This window comes from Bradyrhizobium sp. Ce-3 (assembly GCF_022835695.1).
Taxonomy (GTDB): Bacteria; Pseudomonadota; Alphaproteobacteria; order Rhizobiales; family Xanthobacteraceae; genus Bradyrhizobium.
Map to the genome: position 1 here is coordinate 224,041 of NZ_BQUV01000001.1, position 17,945 is coordinate 241,985.

At 64.8% G+C, this 17,945-nt stretch carries 18 protein-coding genes and 1 pseudogene; 12 read left to right on the forward strand and 7 right to left on the reverse strand.

What is annotated here, in order from left to right:
- Window positions 1–18: 18 nt before the first annotated feature.
- Window positions 19–381, reverse strand: a pseudogene (locus BRSPCE3_RS36125) (DUF1127 domain-containing protein); the annotation flags it as partial.
- On the opposite strand from BRSPCE3_RS36125, the gene BRSPCE3_RS01205 reads away from it, so the two are divergent.
- A complete protein-coding gene (locus BRSPCE3_RS01205) occupies window positions 268–1,170 on the forward strand; it encodes a LysR family transcriptional regulator (RefSeq protein ID WP_244063650.1) in 903 nt (300 codons plus the stop codon). The pseudogene BRSPCE3_RS36125 and the gene BRSPCE3_RS01205 sit on opposite strands and share 114 nt — an antisense overlap.
- A 34-nt stretch (window positions 1,171–1,204) precedes the next feature.
- Here BRSPCE3_RS01205 and BRSPCE3_RS01210 read toward each other — a convergent pair whose 3' ends face one another.
- Window positions 1,205–2,002, reverse strand: coding sequence for a DUF899 domain-containing protein (locus BRSPCE3_RS01210; protein ID WP_244063651.1), 798 nt, complete (start codon window positions 2,000–2,002; stop codon window positions 1,205–1,207).
- Between the two features lie 214 nt (window positions 2,003–2,216).
- Here BRSPCE3_RS01210 and BRSPCE3_RS01215 point away from each other — a divergent pair, with 214 nt between their 5' ends.
- The 4 genes from BRSPCE3_RS01215 to BRSPCE3_RS01230 all read left to right on the forward strand — a co-directional run bounded on the left by BRSPCE3_RS01215 (window position 2,217) and on the right by BRSPCE3_RS01230 (window position 5,082).
- Entirely contained in the window at window positions 2,217–2,723 is a 507-nt protein-coding gene (locus tag BRSPCE3_RS01215; RefSeq protein ID WP_244063653.1) for a MarR family winged helix-turn-helix transcriptional regulator, read from the forward strand.
- A complete protein-coding gene (locus BRSPCE3_RS01220; RefSeq protein ID WP_244063655.1) occupies window positions 2,720–3,580 on the forward strand; it encodes a DMT family transporter in 861 nt (286 codons plus the stop codon). Before BRSPCE3_RS01215 ends, BRSPCE3_RS01220 begins: the two co-directional genes overlap by 4 nt.
- A gap of 66 nt (window positions 3,581–3,646) precedes the next feature.
- The gene (locus tag BRSPCE3_RS01225) at window positions 3,647–4,516 is read left to right on the forward strand and encodes a bifunctional helix-turn-helix transcriptional regulator/GNAT family N-acetyltransferase (RefSeq protein ID WP_244063657.1); all 870 of its coding nucleotides are present in this window, start codon (window positions 3,647–3,649) and stop codon (window positions 4,514–4,516) included.
- A 68-nt stretch (window positions 4,517–4,584) separates the two neighbouring features.
- Window positions 4,585–5,082 (forward strand): peptide deformylase, encoded by a 498-nt coding sequence (locus BRSPCE3_RS01230; RefSeq protein WP_244063658.1) that lies wholly within the window; start codon window positions 4,585–4,587, stop codon window positions 5,080–5,082.
- A 7-nt stretch (window positions 5,083–5,089) separates the two neighbouring features.
- Here BRSPCE3_RS01230 and BRSPCE3_RS01235 read toward each other — a convergent pair whose 3' ends face one another.
- Both BRSPCE3_RS01235 and BRSPCE3_RS01240 read right to left on the reverse strand, forming a co-directional pair.
- Window positions 5,090–6,352, reverse strand: a complete 1,263-nt coding sequence (locus BRSPCE3_RS01235) for a serine hydrolase (protein ID WP_244063659.1) — start codon at window positions 6,350–6,352, stop codon at window positions 5,090–5,092.
- A 290-nt stretch (window positions 6,353–6,642) separates the two neighbouring features.
- Window positions 6,643–7,116 carry a VOC family protein gene (locus BRSPCE3_RS01240; RefSeq protein WP_244063661.1) on the reverse strand — a complete coding sequence of 158 codons (474 nt, stop codon included), beginning with the start codon at window positions 7,114–7,116 and terminating at the stop codon, window positions 6,643–6,645.
- 288 nt (window positions 7,117–7,404) lie between these two features.
- On the opposite strand from BRSPCE3_RS01240, the gene BRSPCE3_RS01245 reads away from it, so the two are divergent.
- Together BRSPCE3_RS01245 and BRSPCE3_RS01250 are read left to right on the forward strand one after the other, a co-directional pair.
- Window positions 7,405–8,043: a glutathione S-transferase family protein gene (locus tag BRSPCE3_RS01245; RefSeq protein ID WP_244064931.1), complete on the forward strand. Its 639-nt coding sequence runs from the start codon at window positions 7,405–7,407 to the stop codon at window positions 8,041–8,043.
- 364 nt (window positions 8,044–8,407) lie between these two features.
- Entirely contained in the window at window positions 8,408–8,644 is a 237-nt protein-coding gene (locus BRSPCE3_RS01250; RefSeq protein ID WP_244063663.1) for a hypothetical protein, read from the forward strand.
- Window positions 8,645–8,877: 233 nt separating this feature from the next.
- Here BRSPCE3_RS01250 and BRSPCE3_RS01255 read toward each other — a convergent pair whose 3' ends face one another.
- Window positions 8,878–9,756, reverse strand: coding sequence for a LysR family transcriptional regulator (locus BRSPCE3_RS01255; RefSeq protein ID WP_244063664.1), 879 nt, complete (start codon window positions 9,754–9,756; stop codon window positions 8,878–8,880).
- A 297-nt stretch (window positions 9,757–10,053) separates the two neighbouring features.
- Between BRSPCE3_RS01255 and BRSPCE3_RS01260 the strand changes: the two genes are divergently transcribed.
- The 4 genes from BRSPCE3_RS01260 to BRSPCE3_RS01275 all read left to right on the forward strand — a co-directional run bounded on the left by BRSPCE3_RS01260 (window position 10,054) and on the right by BRSPCE3_RS01275 (window position 15,974).
- The gene (locus tag BRSPCE3_RS01260) at window positions 10,054–10,788 is read left to right on the forward strand and encodes an SDR family NAD(P)-dependent oxidoreductase (RefSeq protein WP_244063666.1); all 735 of its coding nucleotides are present in this window, start codon (window positions 10,054–10,056) and stop codon (window positions 10,786–10,788) included.
- Window positions 10,789–10,820: 32 nt separating this feature from the next.
- Window positions 10,821–11,420: an NADPH-dependent F420 reductase gene (locus BRSPCE3_RS01265; RefSeq protein ID WP_244063668.1), complete on the forward strand. Its 600-nt coding sequence runs from the start codon at window positions 10,821–10,823 to the stop codon at window positions 11,418–11,420.
- A gap of 430 nt (window positions 11,421–11,850) precedes the next feature.
- Window positions 11,851–14,145 (forward strand): calcium-binding protein, encoded by a 2,295-nt coding sequence (locus tag BRSPCE3_RS01270; protein WP_244063670.1) that lies wholly within the window; start codon window positions 11,851–11,853, stop codon window positions 14,143–14,145.
- 254 nt (window positions 14,146–14,399) lie between these two features.
- The gene (locus BRSPCE3_RS01275) at window positions 14,400–15,974 is read left to right on the forward strand and encodes a calcium-binding protein (protein WP_244063672.1); all 1,575 of its coding nucleotides are present in this window, start codon (window positions 14,400–14,402) and stop codon (window positions 15,972–15,974) included.
- Between the two features lie 79 nt (window positions 15,975–16,053).
- On the opposite strand, the gene BRSPCE3_RS01280 is transcribed toward BRSPCE3_RS01275, so the two are convergent.
- Both BRSPCE3_RS01280 and BRSPCE3_RS01285 read right to left on the reverse strand, forming a co-directional pair.
- Window positions 16,054–16,356, reverse strand: coding sequence for a hypothetical protein (locus BRSPCE3_RS01280; protein WP_375709862.1), 303 nt, complete (start codon window positions 16,354–16,356; stop codon window positions 16,054–16,056).
- 127 nt (window positions 16,357–16,483) lie between these two features.
- On the reverse strand, window positions 16,484–17,137 hold the full coding sequence (locus BRSPCE3_RS01285; protein WP_244063674.1) for a glutathione S-transferase: 654 nt from the start codon (window positions 17,135–17,137) through the stop codon (window positions 16,484–16,486).
- A gap of 114 nt (window positions 17,138–17,251) precedes the next feature.
- Here BRSPCE3_RS01285 and BRSPCE3_RS01290 point away from each other — a divergent pair, with 114 nt between their 5' ends.
- Window positions 17,252–17,815 carry a TetR/AcrR family transcriptional regulator gene (locus BRSPCE3_RS01290; RefSeq protein ID WP_244063676.1) on the forward strand — a complete coding sequence of 188 codons (564 nt, stop codon included), beginning with the start codon at window positions 17,252–17,254 and terminating at the stop codon, window positions 17,813–17,815.
- Window positions 17,816–17,945: the final 130 nt, after the last annotated feature.

Below are 17,945 nucleotides of genomic sequence, written 5' to 3' on the forward strand. Positions count from 1 at the left end.
CCACGGGCTCATCTCCACATCGCTGCGCGACAGTCCGACATCCGCCAGCAGGCGATCGTCGAGTTCGCGCAGCGCCTGCCGGCGGTGGATGCGCGAATGCGGCGAGACCGCAAGATAGCGCCCCAGTTCGACGATGACGCCGCCAATGGACTTGAGCCGGACAACGCCTGCTCCCGATCTGTCGAAGCCGTCGCTTGCCGGACTATGCGCTCCGGCGATATATAAGGGAAGCTTTGAGAGCTTATGCGACGCATAAGAGATACTTTGATGAAGAACCTGAACCTCGATTATCTCGAAAGCTTCGCGGTCGTGATCGATTGCGGCAGCTTCTCCGCCGCGGCCGAGCGGTTGCAGCTGACGCAGCCCGCGGTCAGCCTGCAGGTGCGCCAGCTGGAGCGGAGCCTGAATGCGACCTTGATCGAGCGGGTCGGACGACGGGCGCGGCCGACCGCCGCCGGCGTCGCCTTGCTGTCGCACGCCCAGCAGATCAACGCAGCCGTGACATCGGCGGTCGATGCCGTCACGCAGCAGACGGCGGGAACGGCAGGCCGGGTGCGGCTCGGCACCGGTGCCACCGCCTGCATCTTCCTGCTGCCCCCTATCCTAAAGGAACTGCGGGCCGCACTGCCCTCGCTCGAGATCACGGTCACGACCGGCAACACAGCCGAGATCGCGCGGGCGGTCGAGGACAACACGATCGACATCGCGCTGGTCACGCTGCCGGTGTCGGGGCGCAGCTTTGAGATCACCCCGGTCATGAACGACGAGTTCGTGCTGATCGCGCCGCGCGAGATGCAGCTGCCGGCGCGGATCACGCCGGAGGTGCTGGCGAGCAGACCAGTGCTGCTGTTCGAGCCCGGCGGCAACACCAGGCGCACCGCGGACGAGTGGCTCGCCCGCGGCGGCGTGTCGCTGAAGCCGTTGATGTCGCTCGGCAGTGTCGAAGCGATCAAGGAGATGGTCCGCGCCGGCCTCGGCTGCGCGATCCTGCCCGGCATGGCCGTCCCCGCGAGAGCCAAGCAGCGCGACCTGGTCGTCCGGTCGCTGTCACCAAAGCTCCACCGCCGGCTCGCGGTCGTGATCCGCCGCGACAAGCGCCTCGACCGCGGGCTGCGCGAGATGCTGTCGGCGCTGAAGGGACTCGCGGCAGCGAAGGATAGCGGCCGCTAGGGAGGACGCCGTGCGCCCTCCCTGCCGCACCCCATTAAGTGGCCTTGCGTTCCTGCTCCGCGATCTTGCGGAATGCGGCCTCGCCGGCGTCGGTCACGGCTGCCCACTTGGCATTCGGCGCGGTTTCCACCTCGTAATTGTCGTGCCAGTTCCACCATTTGTAGGTCGGGCCCTGCGGATAGCCCTTCGGCGAGTCCTCCCACAGCTCTTGGCGGCCGAACGGCGTGATGTCGAGATAGCTCCACACCGTGCCCATTGATTCGTCGCCGCGACTGTTGACGAGATAGGTGCGGAAGATTCGCTCGCCGTCGCGGATGAACACGTTGTGGCCGTGCCACTCGGCGACGCCGAAGTCGGCATCAAAGCTGTCGGTGATCGTGTACCACGGCATCTCCCACTCCATCCGCGCCTTCAGCCGCGCGATGTCGGCCTGCGGGGCGCGCGAGGCGTAAGCGAGCGTGGTGTCGCGCTGGTTCAGATGCGACAGATGGCTGACCTGATCGGCGCCGAGCGAGCAGCCGCGGCAGCCATGATCCGGCCATCCGAACACGCCGGGCTCGAAGAACGCGCGATAGACGATCAGCTGCCGGCGGCCCTCGAACAGGTCGAGCAGGCCGACCTTGCCGTTCGGTCCCTCGAACACGTAGGGCTTCTCGACCGCCATCCAGGGCATGCGGCGCCGTTCCGCGGCAAGTGCGTCGCGTGCCCGCACCTGTGCCTTCTCCTTCACCAGCATCTCCAGGCGCGCCGCCTCCCACGCCTCCCGCGACACCACCGGCGGTGTCTGCATTGCCGCCAGGCCGCCGCGATCGTTCTCTGCTGATTTGCTCATGATGATCTCCGTCTCCGATTTGGACGAACTCCGCGACCCCGACGCAGTTCCAGCGCCGGCGGCCGTTCGTCATTGGCCATGCCCCAGTCTGGCGCGGCGGCAGCGACGAGCGGGAGTGACAAGTGTGTCGGGATTTTTCGCACCGGCGATCCGATGCCGCGGTAACATTTGCGATATGCTTGCACTTTGCAATTATCTATGCGAGCCTTCACTCATGAAGCAGACTGCCCCCGCCTCCGATGACGGCCTGAAGCTCAGCGCCTGGCTGCCTTACCGCCTGTTCCTGGTTGTTGCCCAGGTCGCGCGCCCTCTCGAGAGCTTCTACAGCGAGACTTTCGGACTGAGCCAGGCCGGCTGGCGCATCCTCGCCGTGATCGCCGAGCGCGATGCGGCCAACGCCTCCGAGATCGGCCGCGCCTGCGCGCTCGATCCGTTCGCGGTCAGCCGCGGCATCGGCCAGCTCGCAGATCTCGGCTTTGCGGTGCGACGCCCCGGCAAGACGGATCGCCGCTTCGCCGCCGTCAGCATCACCCGCAGCGGCCGGGTCGCCTTCAACCGGATCGCCGCATTGGGCAGCGCGATCGAGGCACGGCTGCTCGCGCGTCTGACGGAGAGCGAGCGAACCACGATTGATTCCGCTCTCACCCGGCTCGAGGGCGAAAGCGCGCGGATCGACGCCGGCGGCTGGCGCGCGCTGCTCGATGACGCCGACGTACCATGACGGCCGCGTTGTTCGCGCTGACCGCGCTGTTGTGGGGCGGCGGCGCGCTGGCAACCGCGATGCAGGCCGGCGTCACGCCCGCGCCGTGGTCGGTTGCCCTGCGCATGGTGTTCGCGGGCCTGATCCTGCTCGGCTACGGCCGGCTGCGCGGCGTGCCGCTCGCGATCCCGCGCAAGGACCGGCCGGCCGTCGCGTTGCAGGGCCTGCTGTTCTTCGCCATTGCCTTCATCGCGTTCTATGAGGCGACCGCGCGGATGCCGAGCGGCCTCGCGGCGCTGGTGCTGTCGACATCGTCGCTGTTCGCAGCCGTGATCGCGCGCGCCGCGCTCGGCGTCCCGATCTCCTCCGGCTTCGTGTGGGGCGCGCTGTGCGGCATCCTTGGTCTTGCGATCATCTTCCTGCCCGGCACCAGCGCGCACGGTGCCGGGTCGCTTGCCGGCTTTGCCTGGGCACTGGTCGCTGCCGTCGCGACCGGCGCCGGAACGACAGTCGGCGCGCGCAACCAGCACGCCGGACTGCCCGTCGTGTCGGTACTCGGCTGGGGCGCATTCGTCGGCGCGGCTGCGAGCGCGCTCTGGGCCGTCGCGACCGGCACAAAGTTTGCCGCCGACATCTCGCCCTCCTACGTGGCGAGCTTCCTCTATCTCGCCATCGCCGCATCCTGCATCACCTTCATGCTCTATTTCGAGCTGGTGCGCCGGCTCGGTCCCGGCCGCGCCGCCTACACGCTCGCTTTGGTGCCGCTCGTCGCGCTGGTGCTGTCGGCGCTGTTCGAGCATCTGGCGCTGGGCTGGCCGGTGCTCGCCGGCGCCGCCGCGATCCTTGCCGGCAACGTGCTGGTGCTGGCGCGGGCGTAAATCGGATTCGTGTGCCCGGCCCGGCAACGATTGACGCCGCAAGGATATCTGACTAAAGTCAGATATATGCTCGATCCGGTGTCCCGCGTCCGCCGCTTCAACCGTGCCGTGACCTCCGCGGTCGGCGCGCTCGACACCTCGTTTCTCGGGCGCGGCCGGCCGCTCGGCGCGGCGCGCGTGCTGAATGCGATCGGCCACGGCCGCGCCGATGTCGGCGAGATCAGGGATTATCTCGGGCTCGATTCCGGCCTGATGAGCCGGCTGTTGCGCGGCCTCGAGGACGAAGGACTGATCCAGACCGCGGCGCATGGCGACGACGCGCGCCGCCGCATCGCAAGCCTGACGGCCGCGGGCAAGCGCGAGTTCAACGCCTATGAGGCGATCTCCAACCGGCAGGCCAAGGACTTCCTCGCCCACAATTCGCAACGCGAGGCGCTGCTGGCGGCGATGGATTTGATCGCCTCAGCGCTCGGCCGCGACGGCACCACTCTGGTTGAGATGGATCCGCGCAGCGATGAGGCGCGTTACTGCCTTGGCGAATATTACGCCGAGCTGGCGCGGCGCTTCAGACAGGGTTTCGATGTCAAGCTGTCGCGCGATCCCGATGCCAAGGACATGGTGCGGCCGCGCGGCAGCTTCATCGTGGCGATGTCGGACGGGCTGCCGATCGGCTGCGTCGGGCTGAAAGGCGGCGGCGAGTTGGCGGAGATCAAGCGGCTGTGGGTCGCACCAGCCGCGCGTGGCCTCGGCCTCGGGCGGCGCCTGATGGACGCGGCGGAGACGGCCGCGCGCGAACTCGGCATCGCGGTGCTGCGGCTCGACACCAACAGCGCGCTGGCTGAAGCCGGCCAGCTCTACCGCCGGACCGGCTGGACCGAGATCCCGCGCTTCAACGACGACCCCTACCCCGACCTGTTCTTCGAAAAGCGGCTCTGAACGGCGCATCGCGCACGGCCCCTGCATCGGCATGTTGTCCGGCGCCTTGCGCTGGCCTAAGACATCGTATGCCCATCCGCCCCATCGTCCGCTATCCCGATCCGCGGCTTGCGCTCGAGGCCGAGCCGGTCGACGTGTTCGACGACGCGCTGCGCGCGCTGGCGGCCGATCTGCTCGAGACCATGCATGCGGCGCCGGGCATCGGCATCACCGCACCGCATATCGGCGTGCCGCTGCGGGTCGTGGTGCTCGAGCTCGACGCCAGTGAGGGGCCGCTGACTTATATCAATCCACAGATCATCCGAACCTCGCCCGAGATGATCCTGCACAAGGAAGGCAGCGTCTCGATGCCCGGCGTCACCGACGAGGTCGAGCGCCACGCCCGAGTCCGCATCCGTTACCAGGATCTCGACGGCAACATGCAGACCGAAGAATCCGACGGCCTGCGCGCGGTGTGCCATCAGCACGAGATCGATCAGCTCGACGGCGTGTTCTGGATCAGGCGGCTGTCCCGCCTGAAACGGGAGCGCCTGGTCAAGCGGTTCGAGAAGATGTCGCGAACCTAACCGGACCTCACCCTCCCGCGGTCAAATCCCTAGCCAGCGCCATATACGCCGGCAGCGTCACCGGGTCGTTCGCGGCGTTGCCTGCCATCGGGTGCGAGGCGTAGCGCGCGATCACCATCTCGGCTTTCGGATCGATATAGATGCCCTGGCCGTGCACGCCGCGCGCCATGAAGGCGCCATGCGCATTATGCGTCACCCACCACTGATTGCGATAGGAGGCCCCTGGCAAGGTGGTGTAGCCGGCCGGCTTGAATTTCTCGGGATCGCCGCCGCGCGCGATATCCTCGACCACCGATGACGGCACGATCTGGCGGCCGTTGAAGCGGCCGTGATTGCGGATCGTCTCGCCGAAGCGGGCAAGATCGCGCAGCGTGGTCGACAATCCGCCGCCACCGCTCTCGGTGCCGATGCGGTCGACATGGTAATGCGCATCCTCCTCCGCGCCCATCGGCGCCCAGATCCGCTCGGACAGCAGGTCCGACAAGGTCATGCCGCTGGCGCGCCTGACGATGAAGGCCAGCACGTCGGAATTGACGGTCTTGTAGGCAAAGGCCTTGCCGTGCTCGCCCTGCTTCTGCTGCGCGCAGAGGAAATCGAAGATGTTCGTCGCGCCTTCATAATCCGGCGGGATCGGCGCCATGCCGTTGGCGCGCCGCAGTCCCCACACGTCGGAATTCCTGTCGGTGTAGACCTCGGTGTATTTCAGCCCCGTGGTCATATCCATCGCCTCCTGCACGCGCGCATCGCCGAACGCGCTGGCCTTCAGCTCCGGCACGTAGTCGGTGACGGGCGCCTGCGGATCGATCTTACCCTCGGCGACCAGAATGCCGGCGAGCGTGCCGGTGAACGATTTCGTCACCGACATCGCGATGTGCGGCTTGTGCGGCTTCAGCGCGCCGAAATAGCGCTCATAGATCAGTTTGCCCCGGTGCAGCACGGCGATGCCGTCGGCATAGCTGTCCTCGAGCATGCCTGCGAAAGTCTGCGGCCGGCCGTCCATCGTCACCGACGCGGAAGCGCCGATATCGTGATCCTCGCGCGGCAGCACCGACGCCGGCCCCGCCCCGCGCCAGACATTCACCGTCGGCACCAGCTGGCGGATATTGCTCCAGGCCCAGCGCAATTCGGGGAAACTGCGGAACGAGCCGTTCTGGAATGTGATCGTCTTGTCCTGCGGCGGCGGGAAGCCCTGCATCCAGCCGAGCGTCTCGGGATCGGACTCGGCGGCGGTGGGGTTTTGTTGCTGATTGGCGGCGGCTGCGACGGACATCAAGGCTGGCTCCAGAGCTGTGGAGCGAAATGCGTATCACGCGATGGCATCGCACACATCCCGCGTTTGCGCCGGGGCGGTCATCGTGGCGGGCGCGTTGCCAAAATATCGAAAACAACCCCATGCAAAGGAGCCTGGCCGTCGCCAGCGTTCGACCAGGCCACTTGACACGTCGGGCAACTCACCGATATTCTTCCAATATTCCGAAATTGGGCAGATGTCCGCTCGCCCCGTCCCCGCAAGCGGGAGAGGCAGCGCACCCCGTTTGCGGCTGCATTCCGGCGTGCGGATTACGCCGCTGCCGCCCGCTCGATTGCGGCGATATCGATCTTCTTCATCGTCATCATCGCTTCCATCGCGCGCTTGCCGGTGGCGCGATCGGCGCTGTTGACGAGTTCGAGCAGCCGCCGCGGCGTGATCTGCCAGGCAAAGCCCCAGCGATCCCGACACCAGCCGCACGGCAATTCCTTGCCGCCGTTGCCGGTGACCGCATTCCAGTAGCGGTCCGTTTCGTCCTGGCTATCGGTCAGCACCATGAAACTGACCGCCTCGTTCGGCTGGTAATTCGACCCGCCGTTGAGTCCGACGAAGCGGCGGCCGAGCACGGTGAACTCGACCGTCAGCTCATCGCCCTGCCCGATGCCCGGTATCGGCGATACATGCCCCGCATCGACATGGCTGTCGGGAAACGTCGCGGCATAGAATTCCGCCGCTTGGCGCGCCTGGCCCTGATCGAACCAAAGGCATGTGACGAGATCGGTCATGTGCAGTCTCCTTGTTTCGCGCAGAGGACGATTGCCGAAGACGCCAGCCGACACCGCGGCAAGAAATAATTTTGCGGGATGGCGTAGGACCGCAGGCGCAATCGGGAACAACCCGGCCCATAGCCCGTAGCCCGGATGGAACGCAGCGAAATCCGGGACCGATCCGGGCAAGACCCGGATTACGCTGCGCTCCATCCGGGCTACGCTTGCGGCCAAGAAAATCCAGGTGGGCTGTCGGTACGCGCGCTGTTCGTTCGTCCTCGGGACGCAAGGACACGGAGAGAAACGATGACCCCCACTATCACCGCCTTCGAACGATCGCCGGATGGCGGCAAGGGGCTGGCGCGCGATACGCGCGTTCGCTGGGCCCTGGAGGAAGTGGGCCAGCCCTACGAGGTCCGCCTCGTTTCGTTCCAGGCGATGAAAGAGCCCGCGCATCTGGCGCTGCATCCGTTCGGCCAGATTCCAACCTATGAGGAAAGCGATCTCGCGCTGTTCGAGACTGGCTCGATCGTGCTTCATCTTGCCGAGCGTCATGCCGGCCTGCTGCCCGGCGATGCCAAGGCCCGCGCCCGCGCAATCAGTTGGATGTTTGCCGCGCTCAACACGGTGGAACCGCCGATCCTCGAACTCATGACCGTCAGGATTCTGGAGGGCGACAGGCCCTGGACCAGGGAGCGGCTGCCTCTGGTGTTGGATCGCATCCGCGAGCGCCTGAAGCAGCTCTCCGCCCGTCTCGGCGATTCCGACTGGCTCGACGGCGCGTTCAGCGCGGGCGACCTGATGATGGTGTCGGTGCTGCTCAGGCTGAGGGCATCGGGCCTCCTGAACGAATTTCCCAGCCTGTCCGCCTACGTCGCGCGCGGCGAAGCCCGGCCGGCTTACCAGCGCGCGTTTGCGGCGCAGCTGGCGGTCAATACACGCTAGCGAGTAGCCCCGCATGAGCGCCGCGATATGCGGGACACTACGCGGCATGTGGATCGGAGACGCCCCGGATATCGCTCTCGCGCATCCGGGCTACGCTTCCAGGCGCGAGTGAAATCACCGCTGCTGTTTGTGTCAAGTTCGATCGTCCGCGAAAGATTCGTGCGGAAAGCCGCGTCGCCAGACGTTTGCATTGCCTCGAGCACTCGGCAGTCGCGAAAGCGTGAGGATGCGGTGACTTAGGCGGCGCTTCTCACGCAGCGTTGAGCGCGCGTGAGTGATGATTGCATTTAAGTCTGCCCGCTCTGCGCACATCTATCTGACGAGGCCAGACTCCTTGGCCCCTTAAGCAAAACGGAGACACTCGATGACGAACGTCAAACTCCTGTCGGCTGCTTTGATCGCGGTTGCCATGATCGCGTCGCCGGCAATGGCGCGTGAAACCCACGCCGTGTCGCGCCACGTCGCGGAGGCCAACGCCGCCGCGCCAACCGAGCCCGTCTATGTCGACGGCCGCGCCTGCATTCCGGCGCCGCGTGTCGGTTCGTTCGCGACCGCGCCGTGGACCGGCAGCAATGTCCCTTGCGAACCGGGAGCGTATTGATCCCAACGTGCAGCGATCGGTCGAGCTAGTCGCTTGACCGGCGCCGCGCGTCATCGCGACATCCAGCGAAACCGCGAGCGGCCCGCATGAGCGCAGCGATATGCGGGACTCCACACAACGCGCGGATAGAAATGCCCCGGATATCGCGGAGCCTGTCATCGGGCGCACGTTCGCGCGACCCGTTGGCTCATCCGGGCTACGCTTGCCGACTGGCGTCACCAACCCGCCGCGCCTCAGTTGCGCGAGATGGATAGCCCGGCGAGAAGCGGCGCGTAGGCGGCGAGCCTGCGGGACACGAACTCCGTGAACAGCCGCACGCGCTTGGTCTTGCGCGTCTCCCCCTGGGTGAGAAGCCAGAGCGTTCCGTACATGTGCAGGTCGGTGCCCGGCACCCGCCCCAGCAGGGGGTCGGCATCCCCGACGAAGCACGGCAGCGTGGTCATCCCGAGCCCCTGCCTGACGGCAGCGATCTGCGCCTCGGCATCCGTGACCCTGAACGGAACCCCCGTGGAGCGAACCTCGCGGGCCCAGTCCGGGATTCCATGCATGCTGATGACGATCCACCTGACCGGATCAGGCGACGCGGCCAGTCGATCGCGGGACACGTAGACGGCGCCGAACAGCTCCGGTCCCTTCAGGCCGTGAAGATTGAGCGGCAGGGTCTTGCGGTCGTAGACGACGCGGATCGCAACGTCGGCTTCCCGGTTGGTCAGATTTGCCAGCTCGCCGGACGACAGGATTTCCATCTCGATGTCCGGATGCTGGCGCGCGAACTCGGCGAAATCAGGTATCAGCAGGTGTGTCGCCAGTGGCGGTGCCAGTGTCACCCGTAGCCGCCCGCGCACGCCCTGGTCGCGGCCCAGCACGCGCGTCTCCAGCTGGTGCGACGACGCTTCCATCTGCTCCGCGAGCTCGAGGACCTCCTCTCCCGCAGCCGTCAGGCGGTAGCCTGAAGGCAGCTTCTCGAACATGTGCGCCCCGAGGCGCTCCTCCAGCTGGGCGACACGTCGCAGCACGGTCGAGTGGTTGACCGCGAGCCGCTCGGCGGCAGCCCGCACCGAGCCTCCGCGCGCGACGGCAAGAAAGTAGCGAACGTCATCCCAGTCGATCATGGTGCAATCCAGCACCGCTGGGGTGCGCCTTCCAAAGCCAGTGTCCAATCCATCGAACAGCATCTCGTATGTGGGGTGCAGGCGCGCTCATCCTAGCCCACGCCGCCGGCGTCGGTCGTCCAGCCGGTTCGATTTCGCACCACCGATGTGCGCGCTTCCGCACTCAACGCCTGACGCCGGCTGACCTACTTCGAGGTCCAGGTTCTCGGGGCCGCTGCGGACGAGCCGAGACGGAGCCTGAAGCGTCATGTCGCGAATGGCGACAGAGACGCTGTCCAACACGACGAAGGAGAGATCATGGGAAAGCTTGAAGGTAAGGTTGCAGTCGTCACGGGCGGATCGAGCGGCATGGCGCTGGCGAGCGCCAGGCGGTTCGTTGAAGAAGGCGCCTATGTGTTCATCACGGGCCGAAGGCAGCAGGCGCTCGACGAGGCCGTCAAGCTGATCAGCCGGAACGTGACCGGCGTACGCGGCGACGCGGCCAATCTCGACGACCTCGATCGCCTGTTCGATACGGTCAAGCGGGACAAGGGCAAGATCGACGTCCTGTACGCCAGCGCCGGCATCGGCAGCGCCGTCCCAATGGGCGAGATCACCGAGCAGCATTTCGATGCGACCTTCGACCTGAATACGCGCGGCACGCTGTTTACGGTGCAGAAGGCGCTGCCGCTGTTCAACGATGGCGGGTCGATCTTCATGACCGGGTCGGTTGCCTCGGTGAAGGGTTTTCCCGGCTACGGCGTGTATTCGGCGAGCAAGGCCGCGTTGCGCTCATTCGCACGCACCTGGCTCAACGAACTGAAGGGCAGGAATATCCGGGTCAACGTGCTGAGCCCGGGGCCGATCGCGACACCGATGCAGGACCAGGTCCTCACCGAGGAAGCGAAGCGGATGTTCGAATCCCTGATCCCGCGGGGAAAGATGGGGCTGCCTGAGGAAATTGCAGCGGCCGCGCTGTTCCTTGCTTCAGACGAGTCGAGCTTCGTGAACGGGGTGGAGCTGTCGGTCGACGGCGGCTTCTCGGCGATCTGAATTCAGCCCGCAACACGGATCGGAGAAACATCATGAGCTACGCGATTGTAGGATTCGGCAAGGTAGGCCAGGCCCTCGCCCACGCCTTTGCCCGCAAGAACATCGAGATCACCGTCGCGAGCCGCCGGCCGCCCGAGGCGTTGGCGCCGCAGGCTCGGGCGATCGGACCCACGGTCGTCGCCAAGTCGCTGCGGGATGCACTCGAGGCCGACACGATCATCCTGGCGGTCCCGTTCGAGGAGCATCGCGAGGTTGCGAACGCCTTGCCGAGCTGGAAGGGCAAGACGGTGATCGACACGATGAATGCGTTGGTCCCCCTCGAAGAGGTGGACGGTCTCCCGTCCTCCGCTTTCGCCGCGAAGGCGTTCACCGGCGCCAGCTTCGTGAAAGGCTTCAATCACCTGATCGCGGCCAAGCTCGCTGCCGATCCGGTCGTCGAGGGCGGCCACCGAGTCGTCTTTCTGTCCGGTGACGACGAGGACGCAATCGCTCCCGTGGCGGCCCTGGCCAAGCAACTCGGGTTCGCCCCCGTCAAGCTCGGAAAGCTCAGCGAGGGTGGCGCGCTGGTGCACGCACGCGACCGCGTTTGGGGCCAGCTCATCTTCCAGGATCTGTTCAAGACGGAGCAGTGATTGATCTGCGACCGTATGATCGACGCCGACAACTGGTCGCGCGCTAACATGTTCGAGCAGCGCGCGACCGAATATTGAAGGCCACGAAGTCGCAAAAGGTTGGGGTGAGCCTGACGGCGCACGGGCGCCGATCGAAGAGCGGGGAGACACCCGACCGAGCGGCAAATCTGCTGGTCGCCTAGAATCTATCGACGGCTATCGATGGCCTAGGATTCGCTCGAGTGTTCTCTGCTACCCGATACTACTCCACGGAACTCCCCTTCACTCCACGCGCTATGCCGCCGCGCCCACCTAGCCCCAAGCGTCATTCACCACGTCCCTGGGATATCCAATGTTGCCACTGGACACGCTCGCGACAATTTGACACACTGAGTTATATTCTTGACGAATCTCGACTTTTTCGAACTTTGACATACTGCGGGGGCATATTATGGCGACCTGGACAGCCTTTTCCGGGACTGCGAACGCGTCCTGGGCATTCGACGGCCTCGGCAGCATCGACTCGGTGCACTCCACCTCGACCCGGCTGATTTTCAACAACGGCGACGGCACGCTGACGTATCTGATCGGAACCGGCCTGACGGTTTCGAACGACCCGACGTGGACGACACTGACTGAGGTCGATCATGTCGCGGCCGACGGCACCACGGTGCTCGAAAGCATCACCAACATCACGCTCGGATACCAGGCCGGACATTTCTTCACCGGCATCCTCGCAGGTAACGACAGCATCGTCGGCTCGTCCGGGGCCGATAACATCTGGGGCCACACGGGCGACGACACCATCACCGGCGGCGCCGGTGCCGATAATCTGAACGGCGGCGGCGGCAACGACGTCTTCATACTCAATGCCGGTGACTTTGCGGCGGGCGAAGGGATCGGCGATGCCGGGTCGGGCATCATCGATCTCGAGAATGCCGGAAGCGTCGACTTCAGCACCGGAACGTTTACCGGAATCAGCACCGTCAAGTTCGACAGCGGCGTCTCAAGCGCCACCTTCGACTCCGGGCAACCGGTGCACGCCGGCACCCAAGAGATCAATACCTTCATCGGCAGCGCGCAGGCCGACACCGTCACTTTCAAGAATGCCTACAGCGATTTCTCGCATCTGACCTTCACGTCGTGGACCGCGGGCGTCGATACGATCAACTTCATCACCAACAACGGCAATTTTGGTTCGCTGGTCGGAACCAGTCAGAACGACACCATGACCCTGAACGGCGCCGGCAACGTCCAGGGCGGCGCCGGCGACGACACCTTCATCTATAACGCCACCAGCACCGCCGGAGACCTCGACGGTGGCGCCGGCAACGATACGGTCGAACTCGAATCGGCGAATCGGACCTTTGCCGACGGAGCTATGAGGAACATCGAGCGGCTGGTGTTCCTGAGCGGCAACTCCACCATCACCTTCCTTGGCAACACGCTGGTCACGGCGGCTCCGACCATCGTCGGCAGCGCCGGCATCGACAAGATCGTCATCAACAGCAGCCAGACCGACCTGTCGGGCGTGTCCTTCAGCTCATGGACCGCGGGCGTCGACAGCATCACGATCAACGTCAGTTATTACGGCATTACCTCAACAGCGATCGGATCGAGCCAGGCCGATCTCATCAACGGCAGCGTTGGTGCGGACTCGATCAGCGGCGGCGGCGGCAACGACACCATCGCCGGCAACACCGGCAACGACACGATCGACGGCGGCGCCGGCGACGATACCGCGGTGTTCTCCGGCAACCGGAGCAGCTACACGATCACCAATTCCGGCGGCCAGATCCTGGTGTCGGGCACCTATGTCGTTACGCTGACCAATGTCGAGCATCTGCAATTCGCCGACATGACACTGAACGCCAGCGACGTCCCGATCAACAGCACCGGAACCGCCGGCAACGATCTGATCTATGGCGGCGGCGGCAACGATACGCTGAGCGGCCTTGCCGGCAACGACGTCCTGGTCGGCCTCGGCGGCGACGATGTCGGATATGGCGGCGACGGCAACGACTATTTCTATGCGGGCGCCGGCAATGACGTGCTGTTCGGCGGCAATGGCCTCGACGTGCTGCTCGGCGAGGCCGGCAACGACAGCATCTATGGCGGCGCCGGCTTCAACTATCTGTTCGGCGGTGACGGCAACGACGTTCTGGTCGGATCGGGCGGCACCTCAAGCTCCGACGTCAACGTGATGTTCGGCGGCAACGGCGGCGATGCGCTCTACGGCGGCCTGGGCACGAATTACTTCTACGGCGGCGCCGGCGTCGACACCATGTTCGGCGGCTCCGGTCTCAACATCTTCATCTCCTCCGGCGAGACCGACGGCAATTATATCTATGGCGGCTCGGGCCAGAACTACATCTACGGCTCCAATGGCGGCGACACCGTCACGGGCGGCAGCGGCGTCGACGTGTTCCTGATGGGGAGCGGCGCCGACGTCATCAGCGGCGGCGGCGGGGTCGACTATGCCTGGGGTGGCGGCGGCTCCGACACGTTCATGATCAGCGACACGACGTCCGAGGTCATGGTGATCCAGGACTTCAACGCCGGCGGCGTCAACGACGTCGTGAACTTCGCCGGCACATCGCTGCACTCGTTCGCCGACGTGCAGGCCGCGGAGTTCTACTCGCCCGGCATCAACACCACGATCATCACCGACGCCGCCGGCAACGCCGCCTGGCTGATCGGGGTTGCACCGGGACAGCTCGACGCGAGCATGTTCAGGCTCACATAGCTCGCGGCCCGCGAGGTCGAGCGGCCGCAGGTCTTTCCGACAGACTGGAGCGCGCGATTGGCCAGCTTTCGAAGCCCCGATCTTGGCTCGTGTTGAGGGGCCACATATGGCTGCCCGTTTCGCTGTCTCAAGGAGCGCGAGCGGGGTGTCATTTGCCGTGTGCCAGGCAGAATTGATGACAACATTGGGCTTGATCGCGTTGTTTTGACCCGGTAACCACACCTTTAGATTGAACGTGGTGCGCGGGGCTGATGATGGCGATTTGGACTGCCTTTCTCGGAACAACAGATTCATCCTGGGGAGCCGACGCGCTCGGTACAATCGACCCGGTCAACTCCACCTCGATCCGGCTGATTTTCAGCAATGCCGACGGCACGTTCACGTATCTCAACGGAACCGGCCTGACGATTTCAAGCGACCCGACCTGGACGACGCTGACGTCGGTCGATCATGTCGCGGCCGACGGCACCGCGGTACTCGAAAGCATCACGGACATCACTCTTGGATACCAGCCCGGACACTTCTTCGCGGGCATCCTCGCAGGTGCCGACAGCATCACCGGCTCGGCCGAATCCGACCATTTCTGGGGCGGCGCGGGCGACGATACTATCGACAGCGGTAGCGGCGCCGATGTGATCAATGCCGGCGCCGGCAACGACACCATCGCCAGCGGTGCCGGTCACGATACCATCGACGGCGGCGACGGGGATGACACCGTCGTGTTCTCCGGCAACCGGAGCAGCTACACGATCGACGATTTCGGCAGCCAGGTCCTGGTGTTGGGCAGCTATGTCGATACGCTGACCAACGTCGAGCATCTGCAATTTGCGGATGTGACGCTGAACGTCAGCGACCTGCCGATCCTTGCTGACGGAACCGCCGGCAACGACCTGATCTACGGCGGCGCCGCCAACGACACCCTGAACGGCCTTTCCGGTAACGACGTTCTCGTCGGCTTCGCCGGCGACGATGTAGGCTATGGAGGCGATGGCAACGACGAAATCTATGCGGGCCGCGGCAGCGACGTGCTGTCCGGCGGCAATGGCAACGACGTGCTGCTCGGCGAAGACGGTAACGACACGATCAGCGGTGACAATGGCAACGACTATCTCTATGCGGGGACGGGCAATGATGTGCTGTTCGGCGGCGATGGCGCCGACGTGCTGCTCGGCGAAGCCGGAAACGACATCCTCTTCGGAGGCTCCGGCTTCAACTATCTGTTTGGCGGCGACGGCTCGGACCTTCTCGTAGGATCCGAGGGAGCGACAAGCTCCGATGTCAACGTCATGTTCGGTGGCGACGCTGGAGACAGCCTTAACGGAGGCCAGGGAACGAATTACTTCTACGGCGGCGCCGGCGTTGACAGCATGTTCGGCGGTTCCGGCCTCAACATCTTCATTTCCTCCGGCGAGACCGACGGCGATTTCATTCAGGGCGGTTCAGGGCAGAACTACATCTACGGCTCCAATGGCGGCGATACCGTCACCGGCGGCAGCGGCGTCGACGTGTTCCTGATGGGCAGCGGAGCAGACGTCATCAGCGGCGGCGGCGGCGTCGATTACGCCTGGGGTGGCGGCGGCTCGGACACATTCAGGATCGGCGGCCCCACCCCGGAGGTGATGGTGATCCAGGACTTCAACGCAGGTGGCGTCAATGACTTCGTGAACTTCCAAGGCACATCGCTGCATTCGTTTGCCGATTTGCAGGCGGCGGAGTTTTACTCGCCCGGCATCAACACCACTATCATCACCGACGCCGCCGGCGATGCGGCCTGGCTGATCGGCGTGGCACCGGGACAACTCGACGCGAGCATGTTCAGGTTCACGTAGGTCACGCGTTGTGTGTGGATTACGCTTCGCTGATCCACCCTACGAGCAATGCTCTCGGTGCCGCGGGCACTTCGTCGCCCTACTCCCACTCAACCATCCCCGGCGGCTTGCTGGTCACGTCGGACACCACGCGGTTCACGCCCTTCGCCTCGTTGATGATGCGCGCCGCGGTCTCGCCCAGGAACTTCACGTCGAACTGGTAGAAATCCGCGTTCATGCCGTCGGTCGAGGTCACGGCGCGGAGGCCGACGACGTATTCGCAGGTACCGCCGTCGCCCATCACGCCGACGGTCTTGACCGGCATCATGAGAGACCAGTAGCCCGCATGAGCGGAACGACATGCGGGACAAGATGCGGAGCGCCGATCGGAGAACCCCCGGATATCGCGGAGCCTGTCATCGGGCGCGCGTTCGCGCGACCCGTTGGCTCATCCGGGCTACGCTTGCGATCTTGGCGATCCGCTCTCGCGCAAGTCTCGCGAGAGCGGTGTTCGCAAGCTACGATCTCGATCAGGATGCCCCGATCGGCTCGGACATCGTGATCCGGTTCTTGACGCTCGGACGCTCCTGCATCGCTGCATACCATGCCAAGAGAGCCTCGCACTCCGGCGGCACCGGCACGTTCACAAGTCCCGCGAAGATCAAGCCGCCTATGACGGTGATATCGGCCATCGTGAATGCGTCGCCGGCGACGAACGGCTGTCCTCTCAGAATGCCGTCGAAGTAGTGCATCCCCCTGAGGGCCTTGTCGCGCTGACGGAATCCCCATTCGGGGTTCTGATAGATCTCGACATGAGGCCCGAGACCCGGCGTGCCGTGGTGGAAATAGATACTGATGGCATCGAGCAGTTCCAGTTCGGCCCGCTTGCTCATCATGTGGATCACGCCCTTTTCGCGCGGCGTCCTGCCGGTCAGCGTCGGCGCGCCATCGAGCGCGTCAAGGTACTCGGTGATCGCCGTGCACTCGCCGATGAAGGTCCCGTCGTCGAGTTCGAGTACCGGCAGCGTGCCGGAGTAATTCTTGGCGAGGAATTCGGGCTTCTTGTGCTCGCCCTTGTAGAGATCGACCAATACGAACTCCACTTGCGACCGCAGGCCCTTCTCGGCCAGGGCGATGCGAACGCGCGCCGGATATGGGCCAGTTGGCCAATCGTAAATCTTCATCATGATTCCCATTTTGCCTACCTGTCACTTGGTAGGGTCGATATGAGGACTTCCAATCGGGCTGGTCAAGCCCTACCTATCACTTGGTAGATAACGAAGCAGTGAGGCGACGAAATGAGTTCAAGCGCTCGGGAGGCCATCCTGGCGGCAGCAAAGCGGACCGCGCAGGCGCGCGGCTATGCCGGCTTGAATTTCCGCGATCTCGCGGACGAGGTCGGGATCAAGGCCGCCAGCATCTATCACCATTTCCCGAGCAAGGCCGACCTCGGCGTCGCCGTCGCGCGACGCTACTGGGAGGACACCGCCGCCCAACTCGAGGCGATGCTGGCAGAAACGGCCGATCCGGTGCGCTGCCTGCGTCGATATCCCGAGGTGTTTCGCAAGGCGCTCGAGAGCAACAATCGCATGTGCCTGTGCAGCTTCATGTCCGCGGAAGTCGACCACCTGCCGGACGCGGTGAAGAAGGAAGTCCAGACCTTTGCCGACGTCAACGTGGCGTGGCTGAGCAAGCTGTTGGTGGCGGCTAGCCTGGTCAGTTCGAGAAAGAGCGAGCAGCGGGCCCGCGCCATCTTCGCCGCCGTCGCCGGCGCGCAGCTCGTCGCCAGAGGCCGCTCCGATATTTCGCTCTACGACTCGATGATCGACAACTATCGCGCCGCCGGTCTTCTGCCGGCATAGATGGCCCGAATGTCAGATCGAGATGAAGCGGCGACGCCCTACTCCCACTCGATCAATAGAGAATGTCGTTTTGTCGTTGACGTACAAGGACAACTCTTCAAATCAGACAGATCGATACCGACGGTATGCC